This is a genomic window from Sphingobacterium sp. NGMCC 1.201703 (assembly GCF_047784615.1).
In the GTDB taxonomy this organism is placed as follows: Bacteria; Bacteroidota; Bacteroidia; order Sphingobacteriales; family Sphingobacteriaceae; genus Sphingobacterium.
In genome coordinates, this window is record NZ_JBLOHD010000004.1 from 408,711 (window position 1) to 426,500 (window position 17,790).

The following is a 17,790-nucleotide window of genomic DNA, read 5'->3' on the forward strand; positions in this document are numbered from 1 at the left end:
TGACAAAAAAATCCTGAAAAAGGAGCTGACAGCGCTACAATACGACGTCACTCAAAACAACGCTACGGAAAGGGCTTTTGACAATGCTTATTGGAACGAATTTAGGGAGGGCATTTACGTTGATATCACTACTGGCGAACCCTTATTTATTTCTACCGATAAATTTGAGTCTGATTGTGGATGGCCGAGCTTCTCCAAACCGATCAGTGACCGTTTAATTGCTGAGAAAAAAGATAATTCTTTTGGGATGAATAGAACCGAAGTGAGAAGCAAAACCGGTGACGCTCATCTAGGTCATGTTTTTAATGACGGTCCCACAGAACAAGGAGGACTGCGCTATTGTATCAACAGTGCTTCGCTACGTTTTATTCCCAAAGACCAAATGAAAGCACAGGGGTATGAACAGTTTATCCCTTTGCTACAGACAAAAAATGATAAGTCGAAATAGACAATATCTTACCTTCAAAACTAATCAACCGTAACTTAAGATTAGATCTGGCAATCTATTCCTGGACAGCACAGGTTTATTATTTGGAGAGCTGCGTTTAAACACAAAAGCCAGGTTGAAAAACCTGGCCTTAAAAATAAACATATGATGGATTAGTAAATGGCAGCTTTGACAACAACCGATCATTATCCGGTATCCCTAGAACAATTCCCGAGTTGCTCTATGCGCACTTTTTATAGCATAGATCCAAGGAAATTGAAAGCAATGAACATGTAAGAATAATGAGCAACCACTGTTCTTTATGTATACCTATCTATGACAGCGTTTGTTATATATACTGTTCGACGCTAAGTCAGCCTACATTATACATGTTCATTTGCCTCCAACTCTATTCAAATATAGTAAATAAAACTAATTAAATTAGTTTTATTTACTATATTTTTTAGCTGCCAAACTTAACAAGTTAAGAACCATGGGTTTTATTTTTTCAGGATGAGGTAACACTCCTTTATTATTCCAATCCATTCAAAAAAGAAAAGCATTATTCGGCTACAAGCAGGTTAGTGAATGGCCCGATCCAGCAGCAATTGGAATCAGCTCTTTCAATAATACCTGTTTTATGGGGACAACAAGGTTTCATTGATCTTGGATCCTGAAAAGCTGTGGTCAAAGGCAATCTTCTATCTTCGTACAATTTTATAAAGAGCGACTGATATCAACCACATTAAAGATCTGATCTACATCATCCAGACTTACTTCAAAGTCGGGATAGGTAGCTTTGTCCGTATTGAGGGAACGCAATGTAAGTATCCCATTGGCGACATCATGATGTGCGATTTCCTTAATAATCACCCCTTCATATCGGTGTACGACAACCCAATATCTGTATTTATGGGTATGAAATTTCGACTGCCACAATTCGCGTTTAATCAACCTTCCGGTAACGATATCACCATCCAGTATACTGGCATCCGTTCCATCTGTCATACTATCTCCGCTAACTTCAAAAGAACGGTATGCGCCTTTGTGAAATTCGTTCACGGTAATAAAATGAGCCGGCAAATCATCCATGTATTCCGCATCCGAAAATCCAGAAAGATAACCAGCTTTTGCTTTCTCAGTTACGAGCTTGGTCTGCATTAAATAACGTCCGGGGGAAACCTCAAAAAAAATATTGTTTTTATTTTCGTCTATAAATTTAACATCATTGGAAAAATATCCAATAGACTTTCCATTCCCCACATGCACCATGGATACCGTGTCGGACTGAATAACGGCACCAGGCTGACTCCGCTCTCCCTTTCCGTAAAGCAACCAATCGTATTGAACATAAGGAAATGCATTTTGAATCCGGGTTTTCATTGTAAGCCCGATCGGATATTCGCCTTTTTTAATACGAGAATATACTTGTTCACGCACCCCCAATAAACCAGCAAATTCCCGATTGGTGATTCCCATCTCCAAGCGCAAAACCTCAAAATTATTATCCGGATAAGTTTCCATGTTTTTATAGGCATTTTAACAAATGTTACACTAATTCATAACATTCTGACACTAAGTTACACAAGATATTAAACCTAAACAAATAAATAAATCAAATAAAATCACTAAAACCTCATTATCAATGAATTAATATTAAACAAATAAGTTTAATAAATTTTATAAATGACAAATAATTTAAAAAAAATAGTATTAAAACCATTAAATGATTAACAAATTTGTTTAACTTTGTTTAACAAAAGCTACTGCTATTTATAGCTTATCATTGGGAAATCATCAAAAAGAAAAATGAGCCATATATGAGGTTGGGGTAACTAGTAGCTAGAAGACAGAAGAAAAAATAGATATACTTAAAAAGAACATCACAATGGAACGCTTTATCACAACAAATTTGCAGCTAAACAGGTCGACAGGAATGAACGATGAACATATCAGGAAACATGGTATGATTTCCGAAGAGCCCCAGCATAAGGAACTGATGACTATCCTAATGAAACAAGAAAATTTAACAACAATTACGAGTCAACGAAATGAAAAGACCAATGCCCAACGTATGAACACATTATATTATTCTTTCATTATGAGCTTCTTAAAAGAGAACCATCCTGAAATATTGAGATCAATTGATAAAATATATGAACCTGATCTTTCCAAGATAAGCCAGGTCATCGACTGTTATTGTGAGTTTAAGGGAATCCCTCCACAGCAAATTATGGGTGAATATATCAACTATAAAGATATACAGCATCGCTATAAGGCCATCGCAGTTGTATTACGTATTTTTCAGCCTGAAAAACTTGACAATCTAAAAGCGAAGGTAAAAAGTATGATATATAAAGAATTGGGGCCATATTTAAAGATAAATAGCGACACCTTGCAAAAATCTATTATCTGTGCATGTAACCAATTTGACTTGTATAACGATTTTAAGAAAGATATCAAACAGGCGGCAAATTATTATTTCATTAATAAACGTTTCAATGATAAATAAGGTTGTTTTTACAAGAATTATACCGATCATAAAACAGACGCGCATCATGTTTTCTTTGATCGGTATAATAGCGTTTTATTTAGTCATTACACCCTCTTTCGCTTCCACCATACCACAAGGATTATCGCTAGCAGACCTATCAAAAAATACAGAATATTTATTGCAGCCGGCTGCGCGGTTCGTTTTGAAGCCTTTGTATCCAGACGTAGTTTATCTTCTTTATACTGCGCACTGTGAACAAGCTCCCGACGCTGCTCGAAAAGATATCTGTCCTTTGCGATGGAGCTGTCGGAAGAATGTATCCGTTTTTTATTGACCTGTCCCCTGCCTATCCGTACCACACCATTTGGCCTGATCTCAATTTCTTCGCCCGCGATCTGGATCAGATCTTCAGTTTGCGTTGAAAGCCGATTATAGGTTTGCTCCATATCCAAGCGTTGTTTATTGGAATCCACATTTGACAGTATGGCCATTTTTTCTCCGGTTTCCAGCGTTTGCGACTCCTTTGTTTTAACATTTTTTTTAAATAGACCGCAGCTACTAACGAGCAGTAGCATTACGGTCAATCGAATTATATTTTTCATTTTTTACTCTTTTTAGTTCAATCTGTAATTCATTATAAAGCTTCATTAGATCATCGTATTTCAACTGCAATTCAGCCAATGTTTTTGAACAGGCGACACGGTCCTCATTGGCTAATTTCAGTCCTTCATTCAGATCTTCGATAATAGCTCTTAAATGTTCTATATCTTTTTCCAGCCGGTTTGCATACGCTTCCCATTTATCGATAACCTTTCCGGCATTCTCCACATTTGTAGCTTCTACTTCCGCCTGCTGTTTGGGACGGCCAACAAAATAACCTCCGACAGCAGTAGCAATAGGAATAAGTAGCTTTTCAAAAATTTCAAGTAGTTCCATAGTCATTCTTTTTTTAGTAGTGGCTTAAACTTCATCCAAGGGAACTGTATTCCCGGATCCTCCTTTCTCCCCGGAGCTATATCACTGTGCCCTAAAATTTCCCGAATGGGGTAATAGGCGATAATCGCCTGACAGACTTCGACAGCTGCATTGATCTGCTTTTCGGTGTACAGCTCTGATCCATTATTTTGTAGCTCAATCCCGATACTGTATCTGTTCAGATCAGTCAATCCAGCCCAGGAACTCCGGCCTGCATGCCAACATTCGACATTAAATGGTGCCAGTTGTGTCACTACCCCCTCACGGCTGATGTGTACGTGAGCCGAAACTTTACTCTTTGGATCTGACATCCAATAGAGCGCACTCGTGGCATTGGAAGCCCCATCATAATGCATAATGATATAAATAGGTCTTATATTACCGTTCTTATTGGGCGTATCCCGATAGGAAACCCCTGTCAATTGATGTTCTTTAATGTTCATGTCTACTTCTATTATATTGATGATTTACTTTGATAATAAGCGTTTCGCTTTTCGTCCTGGATCCTGTTACCGGCATTCCGGTTTATTCCAATAAGGACTGCCAATATTTATTTCAGGCCTTATCTCTATACAAATTTAAGTGGGGGCCAAGCCTAAAAAGTAGAATTTCAGGGGTATATAAGCGGTATGGAGCAGCTACCGAATATTAGCACAAAATGGGAAGCTTAATACCAATTAGCTCAAGACAAGAGCCACATCTGGAGGATGCGGCTCTTGTCTTTTTGGGATATAAAAAGTTAAACTTTCGACACTATCTATTAATTTAGTATCAAAGACTATGATTATGCCTATAAGTAAAAACGCAGTGTATATCGAACAAAATGGAGACTCCATTTCATTTGTTATTAAACAGACACAGATAATACCGTAAGTGTTAGAATAAAAAACACATCCAATAAAAGACAATCGCTATGCTTACAAACGAACACCTAACAATCAATAAAAACAAGATAAAAAAAGACGGTTTCACCATTATAAAAGATGTTTTTAGTAACAATGAAATTCGTGAACTAGCAAGGTTAATTGAACAAACAGACCAGTCAAGAGATACCTTTAGGCGCTCCTCTGAGCTGTTTGCAATTCGTCAGGTGATTAAAGAAATACCAAATTTAAATTCCATAATTTTCAATGACAATCTTAGAGACATCATTTCGCAGTTATTCGGATCAGATTATTTCATTGTAAAAAGCATTTATTTTGATAAACCAGAAACCTCCAATTGGTATGTATCCTATCATCAGGACCTGACGATATCCGTGCTCAAAAAAATCAATACAGAAGGTTTTTCAAACTGGACTATAAAACAGAAGCAATATGCTGTACAGCCACCATTAGAAATTTTGGAAAATATAGTTACCATAAGAATTCACCTCGATGACACTGATGCGGAGAATGGCGCATTAAATATTATTCCCGGATCGCATAACAAAGGAGTATATCGCCCTGAAACCATTGACTGGACAATCGAACGGGAGGAAAACTGCTCTGTTCCCGCGGGTGGAATAATGATCATGAAACCGCTCTTGCTCCATAGCTCCAAACGCACAAGTAATAACAAACGCAGAAGAGTAATTCATATTGAATTTGCTAATATAGAACTACCAAATAATTTACACTGGGCCGAAAGACGCAGCTATTAAATACTGTCCTACAATGATGGATAAAACATTTCAGTTATTTCTTTGTTATTTGATCGTTATAGCATAGGATGAGTTATATCGTGAAGGCTAGGAAATCGGTTCGCCTAGCCTTTTTTAATATGCTCATCCCGTTGCCAAAATTCATACAAATTATTAAGTCCCATTGTCGAACTCCTATGTTTCAATTTTGAAGGCTCTGGGGCAGGAATATTAGATGAATCAGTCCATCTTGTTCATAGATATGCGTATCGATCCGCAACAATTCCTGGTATCCCGCGAGATCAAATCCTGGTTTGAGCCGTTAGGCATCAACAACCGTAACGACAAAAAACAGACCGCTAAATAGCCGATATTTTATCATAGCAATACTTCTATTTGTGTAAACAACTTCAAAAAATAAGTTTCAATATATAATTAACACTTGTTCAACAGCAATAGCTATGCCTTAATTATTTATTTTGTACTTTAGGAGAATATATCAAAATGCGTATGATGGACTATAATCATTTTTCTAATTGTGATCAGGAACCGATCCATCTTTGTGGTCAAATACAGCATTTTGGTTGCCTCATCCTATTTGATGAGGCTTATAATTGCATAGGCTGGAGTGAAAACTGGACAGAAACAGGTTTACCCAAACAAAGTGTATTCCTGGGACAAAGCTTAACAAAATTTATAGACTGTCTGGATATTCAGCATGCAATCGATCTTGATCAGATTTTACATGATTATAGTGGCAGCTTCAAGCATCGTTATGTCGCTGATATTTATCTGGAACAGATCCCATATTATCTAAGCATCTATCCCTTTGACAATAAAATATATATTGAAATAGAACAACACCGTTCGCAATCGCATCAATTTAAAAATACATTCTTTTACGCCAAGCATATCAATGACAGTGAGGATATATGGAAGGCGCTGGCGGAGAATATTTTTACAGTAACGGGGTATGATCGGGTTATGATCTATAAATTATCAGAAAATGGAGACGGCCAAGTGATTGCAGAACATGTTGTCGGCGGCTTAGAACCGTTATTGGGTTATCGTTATCCTGAGTTTGATATTCCCCAGCAGGCACGCCAACTCTATACCAGGATATTTGCCAGGGTGACACCCGATATAGATGCCCCCCCGATACCTATCTGGGGCCTTGAACCAGAAAAATTAGATCTCTCTATGACAGGGATCCGTGCGATGTCCCCCATACATCTTCAATATCTTCGAAATGCGCAAGTAAAAGCAAGTGGTAGTTTCTCCATCATCATCAACGGAAAATTATGGGGATTGGTCGCCTGTCAGAATAGACTTCCCAAGTACATTGATCTAGCACAAAGACATCTTTCGATTTTCATTGTTCAATATGCCGTAAATAGTTTTTTGGCCAATAAACATATCGAGGAGAATAACTTCAAACTTAAAACCAAGAGTATCGCATTTGAGATCAGACAAAATCTATTTACAAAGAAAGATTTATACAGAGTAATCAGCGCGCTGAGCACTAACTTAATGGAAATCTTTCGAACTGATGGAATCGCGTTTAAGTATCTAGACAAGTGGCATATCGTCGGCGACGCACCAAAGAAGGATATGTTATTAAAGCTAGATAGTCATTTCAGTAAAACAATTACCGATCAGTTATTCTGGCAGTCGGATTTCAAAGGACCTCAAGGCGGGCATGAAACTGTTTTTCCATTCCCGGGTATTGCCGGTATAGATTTGGAAAATAGGCTAGACTTCAAGATCTTTTTTTTCCGAAAGGAAGTAAAGATAGAGGAAACCTGGGCGGGAGAGCCGGAAAAGCAACTTATTTACGATCCAACAAAGACCATAAATTTCCCTTCTCCCCGCACGTCCTTCAATGCATGGAAGAAAATTGTCGAAGGTACTGCCCCAAAATGGAAAGAGCGAGAAATTAATTTCTTAAAAAGCCTGAGTATTACAATCCAGGAAGCCTGTTTAAAGAAAATTATCGAAATCCAGTCGCTCAACGAGAAATTGATTGAAATAAACAATATCCTGGAAACATTCAGTTACACGCTGAGTCATGACCTAAAAAACCCCTTGGCTGCCCTACAAATGACAGCCCAGATGATCCGGGACAGGTCTGGATTAAGTCAGGAATTTCTCGGGAAGGCAGGCAGAAACATGATGGAAGCCATCCAGTTAATGAATAGCATGCTAGATAAAACAGTGGATTTCGCTCGCAGTAAAAGCTATGAATTCGAATACGAAACTGTCTATCCGGAAAGGTTTATTGAAAACATCATTGATGATTGCAGCGTGCGATTTAATGTCCAAAATCTGCAATTTGAAAAAGGACGGATCCTTCCAATTGATGGAGAAAAGACCTTGATCTATCAATTGTTTCTAAATCTTTTGGGCAATGCAATCAAGTATAGCAGCAATAAAACCACACCTATAATTGGCATAAACAGCCAAATAGAAGAAGGGTATGTTTTGTATAAAATATGGGATAATGGGATCGGAATGTCTGTGGAAGAAACCGAGCGTATTTTCGAAATCTTCCATCGATTACCGAATGCGATGCAATTTGATGGGTCAGGAGTTGGCTTATCTATTGTAAAAAGAATTACAGACCGCCTTAACGCAAAAATTTCTGTGGACAGCAAGCCGAATCAGGGAACTATTTTCGAGATCAAGTTTCCAATCATAGAAAACTGATCCCTCTGCTAAAAAGCTAATAAATGTACTATATATTACAGGATTGTTTCTCCAGTAATGGTTCAATATTCCCATTCCATTCATTCTTTTTTATTAAATTAGAAACGGTCGATCAATAGATTCGAATCTAACAACCCGAAATTACAACGTGTATTGTTTCATTTGGTTTTATTGGTCGACGTGGAAATCTTTAATAAATATTAATTGCAAATGAATAAATTCAGCTTGCTAGTTGGAAATGATATCAATAATATTTCTCCTGGAATCAGTTGGAGTGACTTACTGGCCAATATTAAAACAAAATATCATGTCACAGCATTGGAAAATGGGCAAAAACCTTTTCCGATGTTATACGAAGAGATTTTTCTAAATGCAATTAAAATACAACATCTGAATGAGAAAGAACTTAAAACCTATATCTCGGAGAGTGTCTCAAAGATAAAGCAGAATGAGATACATCAATTGATCCGAACCCTTCCCACCCAAAATATAATCACCACAAATTATGAATTTAGCCTAGAAGGATTGACGTCGAGGAAGAATACGAGCCTGGTCCGAGAAACAACGTATAGTGTTTTTCGTCGGTATGAAACTGCAGACAAAACATTTTGGCACATCCATGGTGATTGTGACAGTCCAGGCTCCATCAACCTGGGTTATGAGCATTACTGTGGGCAGCTTCAAAAAATGAGAGATTATGTTGTAAACGGCACCAATTACACATCAGAAACAGTATATAAGGCTGCTCTGATAAAAAGGTTGAAGCAGCAAAAAGACCTGCAACTACAGTCATGGATAGATCTGTTCTTTACACAGGATATTCATATCTTGGGCCTCTCGCTGGATTTTGTAGAAATAGATCTCTGGTGGTTATTGACCTATCGTGCACGAAATAAGTTTTATAAAAAAAGTAACTTCATTCAAAATCAGTTGTTTTTCTATACAACGAAAAAATGGTTTCAAATCGCTGTAGATAAAATGCAATTGCTCAAAGCCAATGACGTAGAAATTATTGTGATTAACGAATCTGACAAAACAAAATACTATAAAAAAATAGTAAAAAAGATCAGTGAGCGATATCAGCTTTCTTCTAATAAATAATCCCCCAGGTTATGTCGCTGTTGAAAAAAAAGTTTCGCTCATCAAAAAGAAACATGCTTGCTTCATGCGTTGAACATGTTCTAAATGGCTCCTTTTTACAAAAAATAAAAAATATATTTCCACCTCCCTTTTCAGATGTAAAATTAAGGAGTGACATCAGCAACGTCGTGTATCTGAATTGGATGATACCACTAGATAAAATTCGACACTTGATTCCGGAAGGGATACAGGTTGATGTTATTCATGGGAAGGTATTATTTTCTATTTTGACTTATCGTCACGGCCATTTCGGCCCAGCTGAACCCAATGGACTAAGGTCATTTTATAGCTCTCCTTTACAAAGCAACTGGAGATTTTATATTGCTACAGATGCCAAACTATTTAAAGAACCTACGGTCTTATTTGTTTCCAATTGCATGAGCAGTTTGCTCTATTGTTTAGGCAGCCGTTTATTTAGCAATATGATGTATACACATCACCCTTTATCTTTTACGCATCGATGTATCGATGGCGATATCCACACAAAAATAGATCCCGGGGCTGGCAGTGCAGCAGATTTGGAGGTCATTTGCCATGCCATAGACGAATGGAAAATTCCCGGTGATTTTCTGCCCATATCAACTCATCCCCGTGATCTTCTTGAAAAGATTATCGTTCAGAACCGTGCATTAACATCACAAGCTTTAAATTTGTCACATATAGCGACCATTTCACTGGATTTTGATTTCAAGGAGATCAAACCTTTAAAAATTGACTTTTTCAAAAGTCATTCATTATATGAAATCGTAGACGAGGAAGAATGTTTCGCATTTCAGATACCATCACTGACATTTTTTATGGTTAACGAAAAAAAAATAACAAAATGTTTTACTTAGACTTTTTTATTGCAGTATTGATAGCAAACGCAATACCGCACTTTATTTTTGGAATCGCCAGAGTACGATTTTTAGGACTTTTCGGCTATTCATCAAAAGGCAATATCTGCTATGCATTTTTACAATGCATTATCGCCGTATTACTTTACTCTAATCAATACGGATTAACAACTATATACACAAACCCTTTTGTAATCGGTGGTTTAACCGTACTTTTACTCTATTTTATATTTGGAAGACTGCTCATCGACAAGTTTCGTAAAAAGTAATTTGAATGGCACTACCACAACATTAAACCCATTTTTTGCACTTCAGATGCTATCCGGATCGGAACACTCCGGCTTTTACCATAAGCTAGGAGCGATTTTTCTATTTCCCATTTTTCAACCGAAACAAAAATGGACTTCCCTGAGGTTTGCAGTTTTATCTTGTGAATTCAATAAAACATCACAGGATATTACTCCATCTGGTTATTTTTGATAGCATCAATATTCCAAAAAAAGCTGTTCGCATTATCCAAGATCAAAACAATCAGCTTGTGTTGCGAAATCCTCCTTAAGGACGGTAAAATACAAAAGCTACAGCAAAGAAAATATTTGAAAATGAATTAAGCCTTAAAACTAATAATAGACTAATTATCTGAATTAATTTAACTATTACCGCTAAAAAATATATTTTGCGAAATAAAAAAAATATATCAATTTTGGCTTAGCTAAAATTAACGGGAAAAGTAATACCAAAAAATTGCCATATCTATATTATCTTATTTTTATTCTTCGACCATGTTTTTCAAAAGATTCACCTATTTCTTTTTAGGTTTATTGTTGCTTATTGGGTGTAGAAAAGACATTTCACCTCACAATCCCCCAGTTGATCCCGAACCTGTCGATAAAAGTAAAATGCCTATTCCAGCAGGATTTACAAACGATTTGGCCTCAATTAAGATTAATGCGATTGCAAACGCAAATCCACCGGGATTGTCACAACCTGAATTGATTAAGGATATATCCGGGAAAAATGCGAGCTATTGCCATCCTGATGTGGAGTATTTTCCAAAAGGCTTCAACGGGTATAAATATTGGATGGTCTTTACCCCCTATTTTGGTATATTAGGCTCTGACCGAGCAGCCTCTTTATATGAAAATCCCAGTGTTGTGGTTTCGAATGATGGTAAAGAATGGATTACCCCAATTGGATTGACCAACCCAATACAACGTCGCCCTGCTTTGGAAGATTCGTATATTCCTCCTAGCGGTATGCCTAATCAAGGCTATTGGTCTGATGTCGATTGGAACTTTAACGGAAAGGAGTTTGAATTATATTATAGGGGATGTTTTTTCTCTACTAAAATTTTAAAACAATGGGGAGCGAAGAGTGATAACAATACGAAAAAACTAGTTCAAGAAGCCGAGCGTATCGTTGTGCGTCAAACTTCAAGTGATGGAATTCATTGGACTCCACTTGAAGTCGCATATGCGAGCAATGAACCCGCTTCTGTTCAGGACAATCATATCTTATCGCCATCCTTTATCAGAAATGAAAATGAAATGTTCAGCTATGAAGTTGATTTCAAGCCTACTTATCCATCACCAATCATAACCAACATCTTACAACGTTCGTCAACGAATGGGTTGGACTTTACGCCATATAGAAATAGTAAACAGGTTAAATTCATCAATAAACCTTGGCTTGAATTAAACAAGAATTATTCAACCTGGCACCTACAAGCAGCCTATATTGATGGTTATTATTTTCTTTGCCTTGCAATAGGAAATGTGGACAGATATTCTTCCGATTTAAATTATCTGGCGTATTCAAAAGATGGTATACATTTCCGTGTGTTTGAAACACCTTTAGCTTCATCAAATGTATATCGTTCGGCAGTGTTTGTCAAATCTTCTTCAACAAACGACATCGAATTTGGTGCTGTTATTGGCTATAAATCAGGGGCGTTTGGTTACAGGGAATTTAAGTTAACCAAAAAGGTTTTGGAAGATGGGTTAAAATAGAAGAATATGAGCAGTAATACTTACTTTTATAGCTTGACCTTAACACTAAAAAATGGCAATCAAAGATATCGAAATCGTAAAGACAGAAATTTTATCTGATAACTGGTATACTTTAAAAAAAGTTACTTATCAATACACAAAACCGGACGGAACGGTACAACAGCAGAGCAGGGAAGCATATGATCGTGGAAATGGCGCTGTAATACTACTTTATAATACAGAATACCAAACTGTTATATTAACAAGACAGTTCAGAATTCCAACCTATATAAATGGAAATGAATCTGGAATGTTGATAGAGGCCTGTGCCGGTCTGTTAGATCAGGATTCGCCACAAGATTGTATTCGAAGAGAAACCGAAGAAGAAACTGGCTATCAGATTAAGGAAGCAAAAAAAATATTTGAAGCGTATATGTCGCCCGGCTCAGTCACTGAAATCTTGCATTTCTTTATCGCGGAATACACGAACAATATGAAGGTCAGTGATGGCGGTGGTTTGCAGGAAGAAGAAGAAAATATCGAAATCTTAGAAATCAATATCCAAGATGCGCTGGCTATGATCGAAAGTGGTGAAATCAAAGATGGGAAGACAATTATGCTCTTGCAATATATCAAATTGAAAAATATCATGTAAGGAGTTCCTTTTACCCGATCATGTTAATGGTCCACGCTGCTGAAAATAAATTTAGCTCGCTGAAAACTGATGGTTGACGGTATATAATGAGGAATACCCATATATACTTGTTCGGTGCCGGTCCCTAAAATATATTGAGACCCTTTCTTAAGTAAAATAAAGGGTCTCCTTTTTTTTTGTCCCCAGCCAAATGGCGTGTAGTAATAATCACCGGCCAGTGTATCATTTTTGATATCCCCCCGAACCTCTCCTGAATCGATTTCCCCCCCTGGTCTATAAAACCGTAGTTTTCCATGAAACCGACTTTCAAAAAGATCGAGTTCCAGTTGGGCACTATCGCGATTGCTATACGCTATATATCTCAACAATGCAGTATCCCTTCTCTTTTCTTCGCAACCTGCAAAGGAGAATATCAGCAAGACACAATAGACAGCAATTGCAATTAAACGCATTCTCTTGATAAAATTTAAAACCTCCAAAACTAGCTAAAAAGACAAGATTGTAACGGGATCAACCGATCATTTAGATATCAGCTATTCCCTGCATTCGCGACAACTTTATCCGCCAAAGCTTTAAGCTGCTGCATATCTGAATACTCCAGTTTTAAAGCTTCAAAAATTTGCATCGGAATACAGCTTGCTTTCTCCTTCAGTTGCAGGCCCAGATCTGTAAGGCGGATCACTACAACCCTTTCATCGGTCTTACTTCGTGTACGAGTAAGTAACAACTTCCCCTCTAGTCTTTTCAGTAGAGGTGTAAGGGTACCATTATCCAGAAACAACTTCTCTCCCAACTGGTTTACAGTTTGTTCGTTATTTTCCCATAACGCCATCATTGTAATATATTGTGGATAAGTCAGATCTACGTCAGCTAATATAGTACGATACTGCTGCATAATCTCCCGATGCAGAACATATACAGAGAAACATAGCTGTTTGTCCAATTTCAATAAATCATCCATCTTGCAAAGATATTGTTTTCTTAAGGTTTGAAGTATATGCTGTTTCTATTTATACTCAACAACAAATTCTTCTTTCGGTATCCGAACTTTTTTCATCGTGGAGATCCAGTCACGGGAAGCATCGGCAACTCCTACATACATTAATGATACACTTTTCAAGCCGAGTTTTTCCAGCTGCAATACCTCATCCACAACGCTATTATCAAAGCCTTCTGCCGGAGTGGTATCAACCCTGAGTTCCGCAGCTTGTGCCAAAGCTAAACCAAGAGCAATATAAGTTTGTCTTGCTGTGTGTGCAAAATTATGTTCCGCTGCCTCCTTCAGATAGATGGATTTCAATTTTTCCGTATATGATCCAAAACGGCCACGAGGTAAATCTCGCTCGTCGGTCGTGAAATCATATACTTTATCGATACGCTCGGCGGTATACTTATCCCAAGCTGCAAAAACCAGTACATGGGAACATTCTCGCATACATTCCGGATTTAAAGCTCCTTTTGCCAATTCTTCTTTCAAGGCCTGATTTTCAACGACCAATACCTTAAAAGGTTGCAAACCCGAAGAGGTTGGCGCAAAGCGTGCTGCCTCCAATATCTTATCTATATTTTCCTGGGAAACTTTTTTTGTCGGATCATAAGCTTTCACAGCGTGTCTCCAATGTAAATCTGTTATTAATGACATTTTATTTGTTTATTTATTTTGAAAAAAGAACGAATAGTATTGCCAGTAAAGCAGGAACTCCCTGCACGAAGAATATCTTTTTAGTTGCAGTGAGACCTCCGAAAAGACCTGCAATAAGGACACAGCCCAAAAAGAACAGGCGTATATTTTCACTCCAGATCGGATCATTAATAAAAAATGACCAAGCCAAACCCGCTACCAAAAAAGCATTATATAAGCCCTGATTTGCAGCAAGACCTTTTGTAGGTTTAAATAAATCCGCAGGTAGGGCTTTACCAAAGCTGCGTCTTCCGGCGGTTTCCCATGCAAACATTTCCATCCATACGATATAGACATGTTCTATAAGTACCAGTATGGTGAGTACTGTGGCAATATGATTCATCTATTATTCGTTGTTTGATACTGTTAATTTCACCTCCATATTACCTCTGGTCGCATTTGAGTATGGACATACCTGATGTGCTTTTTCAATCAGCTGCTGCGCAACATCCAAACCGACCCCGGGAATATTAGCATGTAATGCTGCGGCCAAACCAAAACCACCATTCTCCAGTTGTCCGATACTCACTTGAGCCGTAACGCTTGTCTCCCCTGTTTTTACACGCTCTTGTCGAATTACCAAATTCAAAGCACTGTCAAAGCAAGCTGCATAACCCGCAGCGAAAAACATTTCTGGATTTGCGTACTCATCGTTCGCACCACCAAGACCCTTCGGCATACGAACAGCCAAATCTAATACTCCGTTTTCACTTTTCACTTGACCATTTCGTCCTCCTTTGGCTGTAGCGCCAGTTGTATACAATGTTTTCATATCTAAATATGTTTTGGTTTCAATAACACAAATATAGATTGAAAAATTATATTTTGCAAAATATAATTGGAATATTGACATTAATATGAAAATAGTAGCTATTACCATTTCGTGATACAATCGAAACAGCAATACCCAAACCAGACTTGCCAGCTCAATTGCACATAAGAGCTATTGATATATTGGTCTTGGATTATATTATACCCAAAGATGTGTAATCACATCTTTGACACTATCTTGAATACGCTACATGGGCATTTTCTTTTTCGGTGCCCAATGAAAGATAATGGTAATAACGTTTATACAAGGTATAAAAGCACTACTCACCCATAATATGAATCCGAGCAGATTTATTTTGTATTGCTAAAGCAATTTATTTAAGTTTGATCTCCATGATAGCAGCTTATTTTCAGTCTTTAGGTTTCTTCAATCCGGAAGAAATTACCGAGGTTGCTCAGCTTTTTGAATTCAGGAAGCTGAACAAAAATGACTTTTTTGTCAAGGAGAGCCAACCTTGCAACGAGGTCGCCCTCATCGCATCCGGAATCTTCCGTTCGTATTATACAACTTCAAGTGCTGTAGATGTTACTTATTGTTTCAGATTTCCCAATAGTATGATCGCCGCCTACTCATCTTTTATTACCGGCGGGCCAAGTATGGAAACCATGCAGGCTATCTCTCCTGCTGAACTATGGGTCATTAAAAAAAGCGCCATTGACAAACTTGCCTCGGAAAGTCTAGTATGGACTAAATACCTTAAAATGATTGCTGAACAGCAATACTTGGAACTCGAAAAACGTATCTTTCAATTGCAGAAAGAAACTGCATTACAACGCTATACGGTCTTGCTCCGGGATCAGCCCGAATTTGTGCAACAAATACCATTGCAATATTTAGCATCCTATCTAGGCATCACACAGCGGCATTTAAGCCGTATTCGCAGTGAAATTAAATTTTAGACATTTGTCCTATAGTTCAAGTACCAGCACCACTACTTTTGTGTTATCAAAAGAATAACATGAAGAAGAGAATACTTATCATCAACGGACACCCCAATAGGGAATCCTTTAATTTTGGCATTGCTGCAGCCTATAAAGATGGGGCAGAGGAATCTGGAGCAGAAGTCCGTTCAATTAACATTGCTGACCTAAATTTTAACCCCAACCTCCAGTTTGGATACCAGAAGCGAACAGAAGTCGAACCCGATCTCCTGCAGGCCTGGGAAGATATCCTATGGGCCGAACATTTAGTTTGGGTACATCCTGTTTGGTGGGGTGGTCTTCCGGCTATTATGAAAGGTTTTATCGATAGACTCTTTCTACCTGGTTACGCTTTCCAGTACCGCGAGAATTCTCCTTTTTGGGACAAATTACTTAAAGGGAAATCCGCCAGAATTATAACAACCCTAGACCAACCCAGTTGGTATTATGCCCTTGTCTATGGCAGACCGAGTGTAAATCAACTCAAAAGATCTACCCTACAATTTTGTGGCATATCATCCGTAAAAGTTACTTACATCGAAATTATAAAGACTTCGAATACGACAAAGCGAAATAAATGGTTATTTAAAATCAAACTACTCGGAAAAAAACAAGGATAAAAACTGGCCTGATTTCTTTTTGATCAATTTTCAGGGAATAAATACGATCGCCTTTTTTGTCAAATGGCAATTGCCTCCTCCTCGTTATCTTCTAGCTTTGTTCCATAAATTCAATCGTAATATGGATATTTTAACTGGACTCCAGTGGGGAGACGAAGGTAAAGGAAAAATTATTGATCTGATCAGCCGCGATTATGACATTATTGCCCGCTTTAATGGTGGTGCAAACGCCGGGCATAATATTTTTCATAATGGCAAACGGATTACCCTCAAATTACTGCCTTCGGGAATCTTTTATCCCCATGTCAAAAATATTATCGGTACCGGTATGGTGATCGACCCTATGGCACTCCATGCGGAGGTGGAATTACTTCAACCCATTATCCCTGAAGCAGAGATAATCAATCGACTCCTAATCTCGAAAAAGGCCCATCTCGTATTACCCACTTACAAGTACTGGGATATCTACTTCGAGGAATCCCCACGATATCGCGCTATCGGAGCGACCATAAATGGTATTGGCCCCACCTATTCCAATAAAACACTTCGGCAGAATGTACTGATGGGAGATATCTTTTCCAACGATTTTGAAACCTATGTTTTGCAAATTTTAAATAAACAGTATACCGAATTACTGGTTTTGGGGCAGGATGTGCCACCAATAAAAGAATTATATGACAATTTTCTAGAGGCATGCGGCTTTTTAAAAAAGTTACAAATTACGGACACAGAAATCAGCATAAATGAAGCACTTAAGAATAATAAAAAGGTATTGGCAGAAGCTGCTCAGGCCACATTATTGGACATCGATCACGGTACGTCATAGTTCCGCGCGAACTTATGAGTTGTCACGGAACCACTGGTCAAATTGAGGTTTGGCAATAAAAAAAACCAA

General features: G+C 37.8%; 21 protein-coding genes. 12 read left to right on the plus strand and 9 right to left on the minus strand.

The window, feature by feature from the left end:
* Positions 1-10: 10 nt before the first annotated feature.
* Entirely contained in the window at positions 11-448 is a 438-nt protein-coding gene (gene msrB / locus ACK8HY_RS10120; protein WP_416133667.1) for a peptide-methionine (R)-S-oxide reductase MsrB, read from the plus strand.
* Positions 449-1,144: 696 nt separating this feature from the next.
* Here the strand turns inward: msrB and ACK8HY_RS10125 are convergent.
* On the minus strand, positions 1,145-1,951 hold the full coding sequence (locus tag ACK8HY_RS10125; RefSeq protein ID WP_416133560.1) for a hypothetical protein: 807 nt from the start codon (positions 1,949-1,951) through the stop codon (positions 1,145-1,147).
* A gap of 364 nt (positions 1,952-2,315) precedes the next feature.
* Here ACK8HY_RS10125 and ACK8HY_RS10130 point away from each other — a divergent pair, with 364 nt between their 5' ends.
* Complete coding sequence (locus tag ACK8HY_RS10130; RefSeq protein WP_416133561.1) at positions 2,316-2,939, plus strand: hypothetical protein; 624 nt, start codon at positions 2,316-2,318, stop codon at positions 2,937-2,939.
* 86 nt (positions 2,940-3,025) lie between these two features.
* Here the strand turns inward: ACK8HY_RS10130 and ACK8HY_RS10135 are convergent, their stop codons facing one another.
* From ACK8HY_RS10135 to ACK8HY_RS10145, 3 genes are read right to left on the minus strand one after another with little or no spacing between them, the layout of a single operon-like run.
* Entirely contained in the window at positions 3,026-3,523 is a 498-nt protein-coding gene (locus ACK8HY_RS10135; RefSeq protein ID WP_416133562.1) for a hypothetical protein, read from the minus strand.
* Positions 3,480-3,857, minus strand: coding sequence for a hypothetical protein (locus ACK8HY_RS10140; protein WP_416133563.1), 378 nt, complete (start codon positions 3,855-3,857; stop codon positions 3,480-3,482). Before ACK8HY_RS10140 ends, ACK8HY_RS10135 begins: the two co-directional genes overlap by 44 nt.
* 2 nt (positions 3,858-3,859) lie before the next feature.
* The gene (locus tag ACK8HY_RS10145; RefSeq protein ID WP_416133564.1) at positions 3,860-4,339 is read right to left on the minus strand and encodes an N-acetylmuramoyl-L-alanine amidase; all 480 of its coding nucleotides are present in this window, start codon (positions 4,337-4,339) and stop codon (positions 3,860-3,862) included.
* A gap of 470 nt (positions 4,340-4,809) precedes the next feature.
* On the opposite strand from ACK8HY_RS10145, the gene ACK8HY_RS10150 reads away from it, so the two are divergent.
* From ACK8HY_RS10150 to nudK, 7 genes are all read left to right on the plus strand, one after another.
* Positions 4,810-5,538, plus strand: a complete 729-nt coding sequence (locus tag ACK8HY_RS10150; protein WP_416133565.1) for a phytanoyl-CoA dioxygenase family protein — start codon at positions 4,810-4,812, stop codon at positions 5,536-5,538.
* A 214-nt stretch (positions 5,539-5,752) separates the two neighbouring features.
* Positions 5,753-5,884 (plus strand): hypothetical protein, encoded by a 132-nt coding sequence (locus tag ACK8HY_RS10155; RefSeq protein ID WP_416133566.1) that lies wholly within the window; start codon positions 5,753-5,755, stop codon positions 5,882-5,884.
* A 143-nt stretch (positions 5,885-6,027) separates the two neighbouring features.
* A complete protein-coding gene (locus ACK8HY_RS10160; RefSeq protein WP_416133567.1) occupies positions 6,028-8,223 on the plus strand; it encodes an ATP-binding protein in 2,196 nt (731 codons plus the stop codon).
* Between the two features lie 210 nt (positions 8,224-8,433).
* Entirely contained in the window at positions 8,434-9,324 is an 891-nt protein-coding gene (locus ACK8HY_RS10165) for a hypothetical protein (protein WP_416133568.1), read from the plus strand.
* A gap of 53 nt (positions 9,325-9,377) precedes the next feature.
* Positions 9,378-10,199 (plus strand): DUF2071 domain-containing protein, encoded by an 822-nt coding sequence (locus ACK8HY_RS10170; protein ID WP_416133569.1) that lies wholly within the window; start codon positions 9,378-9,380, stop codon positions 10,197-10,199.
* A 782-nt stretch (positions 10,200-10,981) separates the two neighbouring features.
* Entirely contained in the window at positions 10,982-12,208 is a 1,227-nt protein-coding gene (locus tag ACK8HY_RS10175; protein ID WP_077438574.1) for a hypothetical protein, read from the plus strand.
* A gap of 52 nt (positions 12,209-12,260) precedes the next feature.
* A complete protein-coding gene (gene nudK, locus ACK8HY_RS10180; RefSeq protein ID WP_077438573.1) occupies positions 12,261-12,842 on the plus strand; it encodes a GDP-mannose pyrophosphatase NudK in 582 nt (193 codons plus the stop codon).
* A 23-nt stretch (positions 12,843-12,865) separates the two neighbouring features.
* Here the strand turns inward: nudK and ACK8HY_RS10185 are convergent, their stop codons facing one another.
* The 5 genes from ACK8HY_RS10185 to ACK8HY_RS10205 form a co-directional block, all read right to left on the minus strand.
* Positions 12,866-13,294, minus strand: coding sequence for a hypothetical protein (locus tag ACK8HY_RS10185; protein ID WP_077438572.1), 429 nt, complete (start codon positions 13,292-13,294; stop codon positions 12,866-12,868).
* Positions 13,295-13,371: 77 nt separating this feature from the next.
* Positions 13,372-13,803 carry a MarR family winged helix-turn-helix transcriptional regulator gene (locus tag ACK8HY_RS10190; RefSeq protein ID WP_077438571.1) on the minus strand — a complete coding sequence of 144 codons (432 nt, stop codon included), beginning with the start codon at positions 13,801-13,803 and terminating at the stop codon, positions 13,372-13,374.
* A gap of 45 nt (positions 13,804-13,848) precedes the next feature.
* The gene (locus ACK8HY_RS10195; protein WP_416133570.1) at positions 13,849-14,484 is read right to left on the minus strand and encodes a nitroreductase family protein; all 636 of its coding nucleotides are present in this window, start codon (positions 14,482-14,484) and stop codon (positions 13,849-13,851) included.
* A 13-nt stretch (positions 14,485-14,497) separates the two neighbouring features.
* The gene (locus ACK8HY_RS10200; RefSeq protein ID WP_416133571.1) at positions 14,498-14,866 is read right to left on the minus strand and encodes a DUF1304 domain-containing protein; all 369 of its coding nucleotides are present in this window, start codon (positions 14,864-14,866) and stop codon (positions 14,498-14,500) included.
* 3 nt (positions 14,867-14,869) lie between these two features.
* Positions 14,870-15,295, minus strand: a complete 426-nt coding sequence (locus tag ACK8HY_RS10205) for an organic hydroperoxide resistance protein (RefSeq protein ID WP_416133572.1) — start codon at positions 15,293-15,295, stop codon at positions 14,870-14,872.
* Positions 15,296-15,687: 392 nt separating this feature from the next.
* On the opposite strand from ACK8HY_RS10205, the gene ACK8HY_RS10210 reads away from it, so the two are divergent.
* The 3 genes from ACK8HY_RS10210 (at position 15,688) to ACK8HY_RS10220 (ending at position 17,721) form a co-directional block, all read left to right on the plus strand.
* Positions 15,688-16,254, plus strand: coding sequence for a Crp/Fnr family transcriptional regulator (locus tag ACK8HY_RS10210; protein ID WP_077438568.1), 567 nt, complete (start codon positions 15,688-15,690; stop codon positions 16,252-16,254).
* Between the two features lie 59 nt (positions 16,255-16,313).
* Entirely contained in the window at positions 16,314-16,895 is a 582-nt protein-coding gene (locus ACK8HY_RS10215; protein WP_077438567.1) for an NAD(P)H-dependent oxidoreductase, read from the plus strand.
* A gap of 121 nt (positions 16,896-17,016) precedes the next feature.
* Positions 17,017-17,721: an adenylosuccinate synthetase gene (locus ACK8HY_RS10220; protein ID WP_416133573.1), complete on the plus strand. Its 705-nt coding sequence runs from the start codon at positions 17,017-17,019 to the stop codon at positions 17,719-17,721.
* The last annotated feature ends 69 nt before the right edge of the window (positions 17,722-17,790 follow it).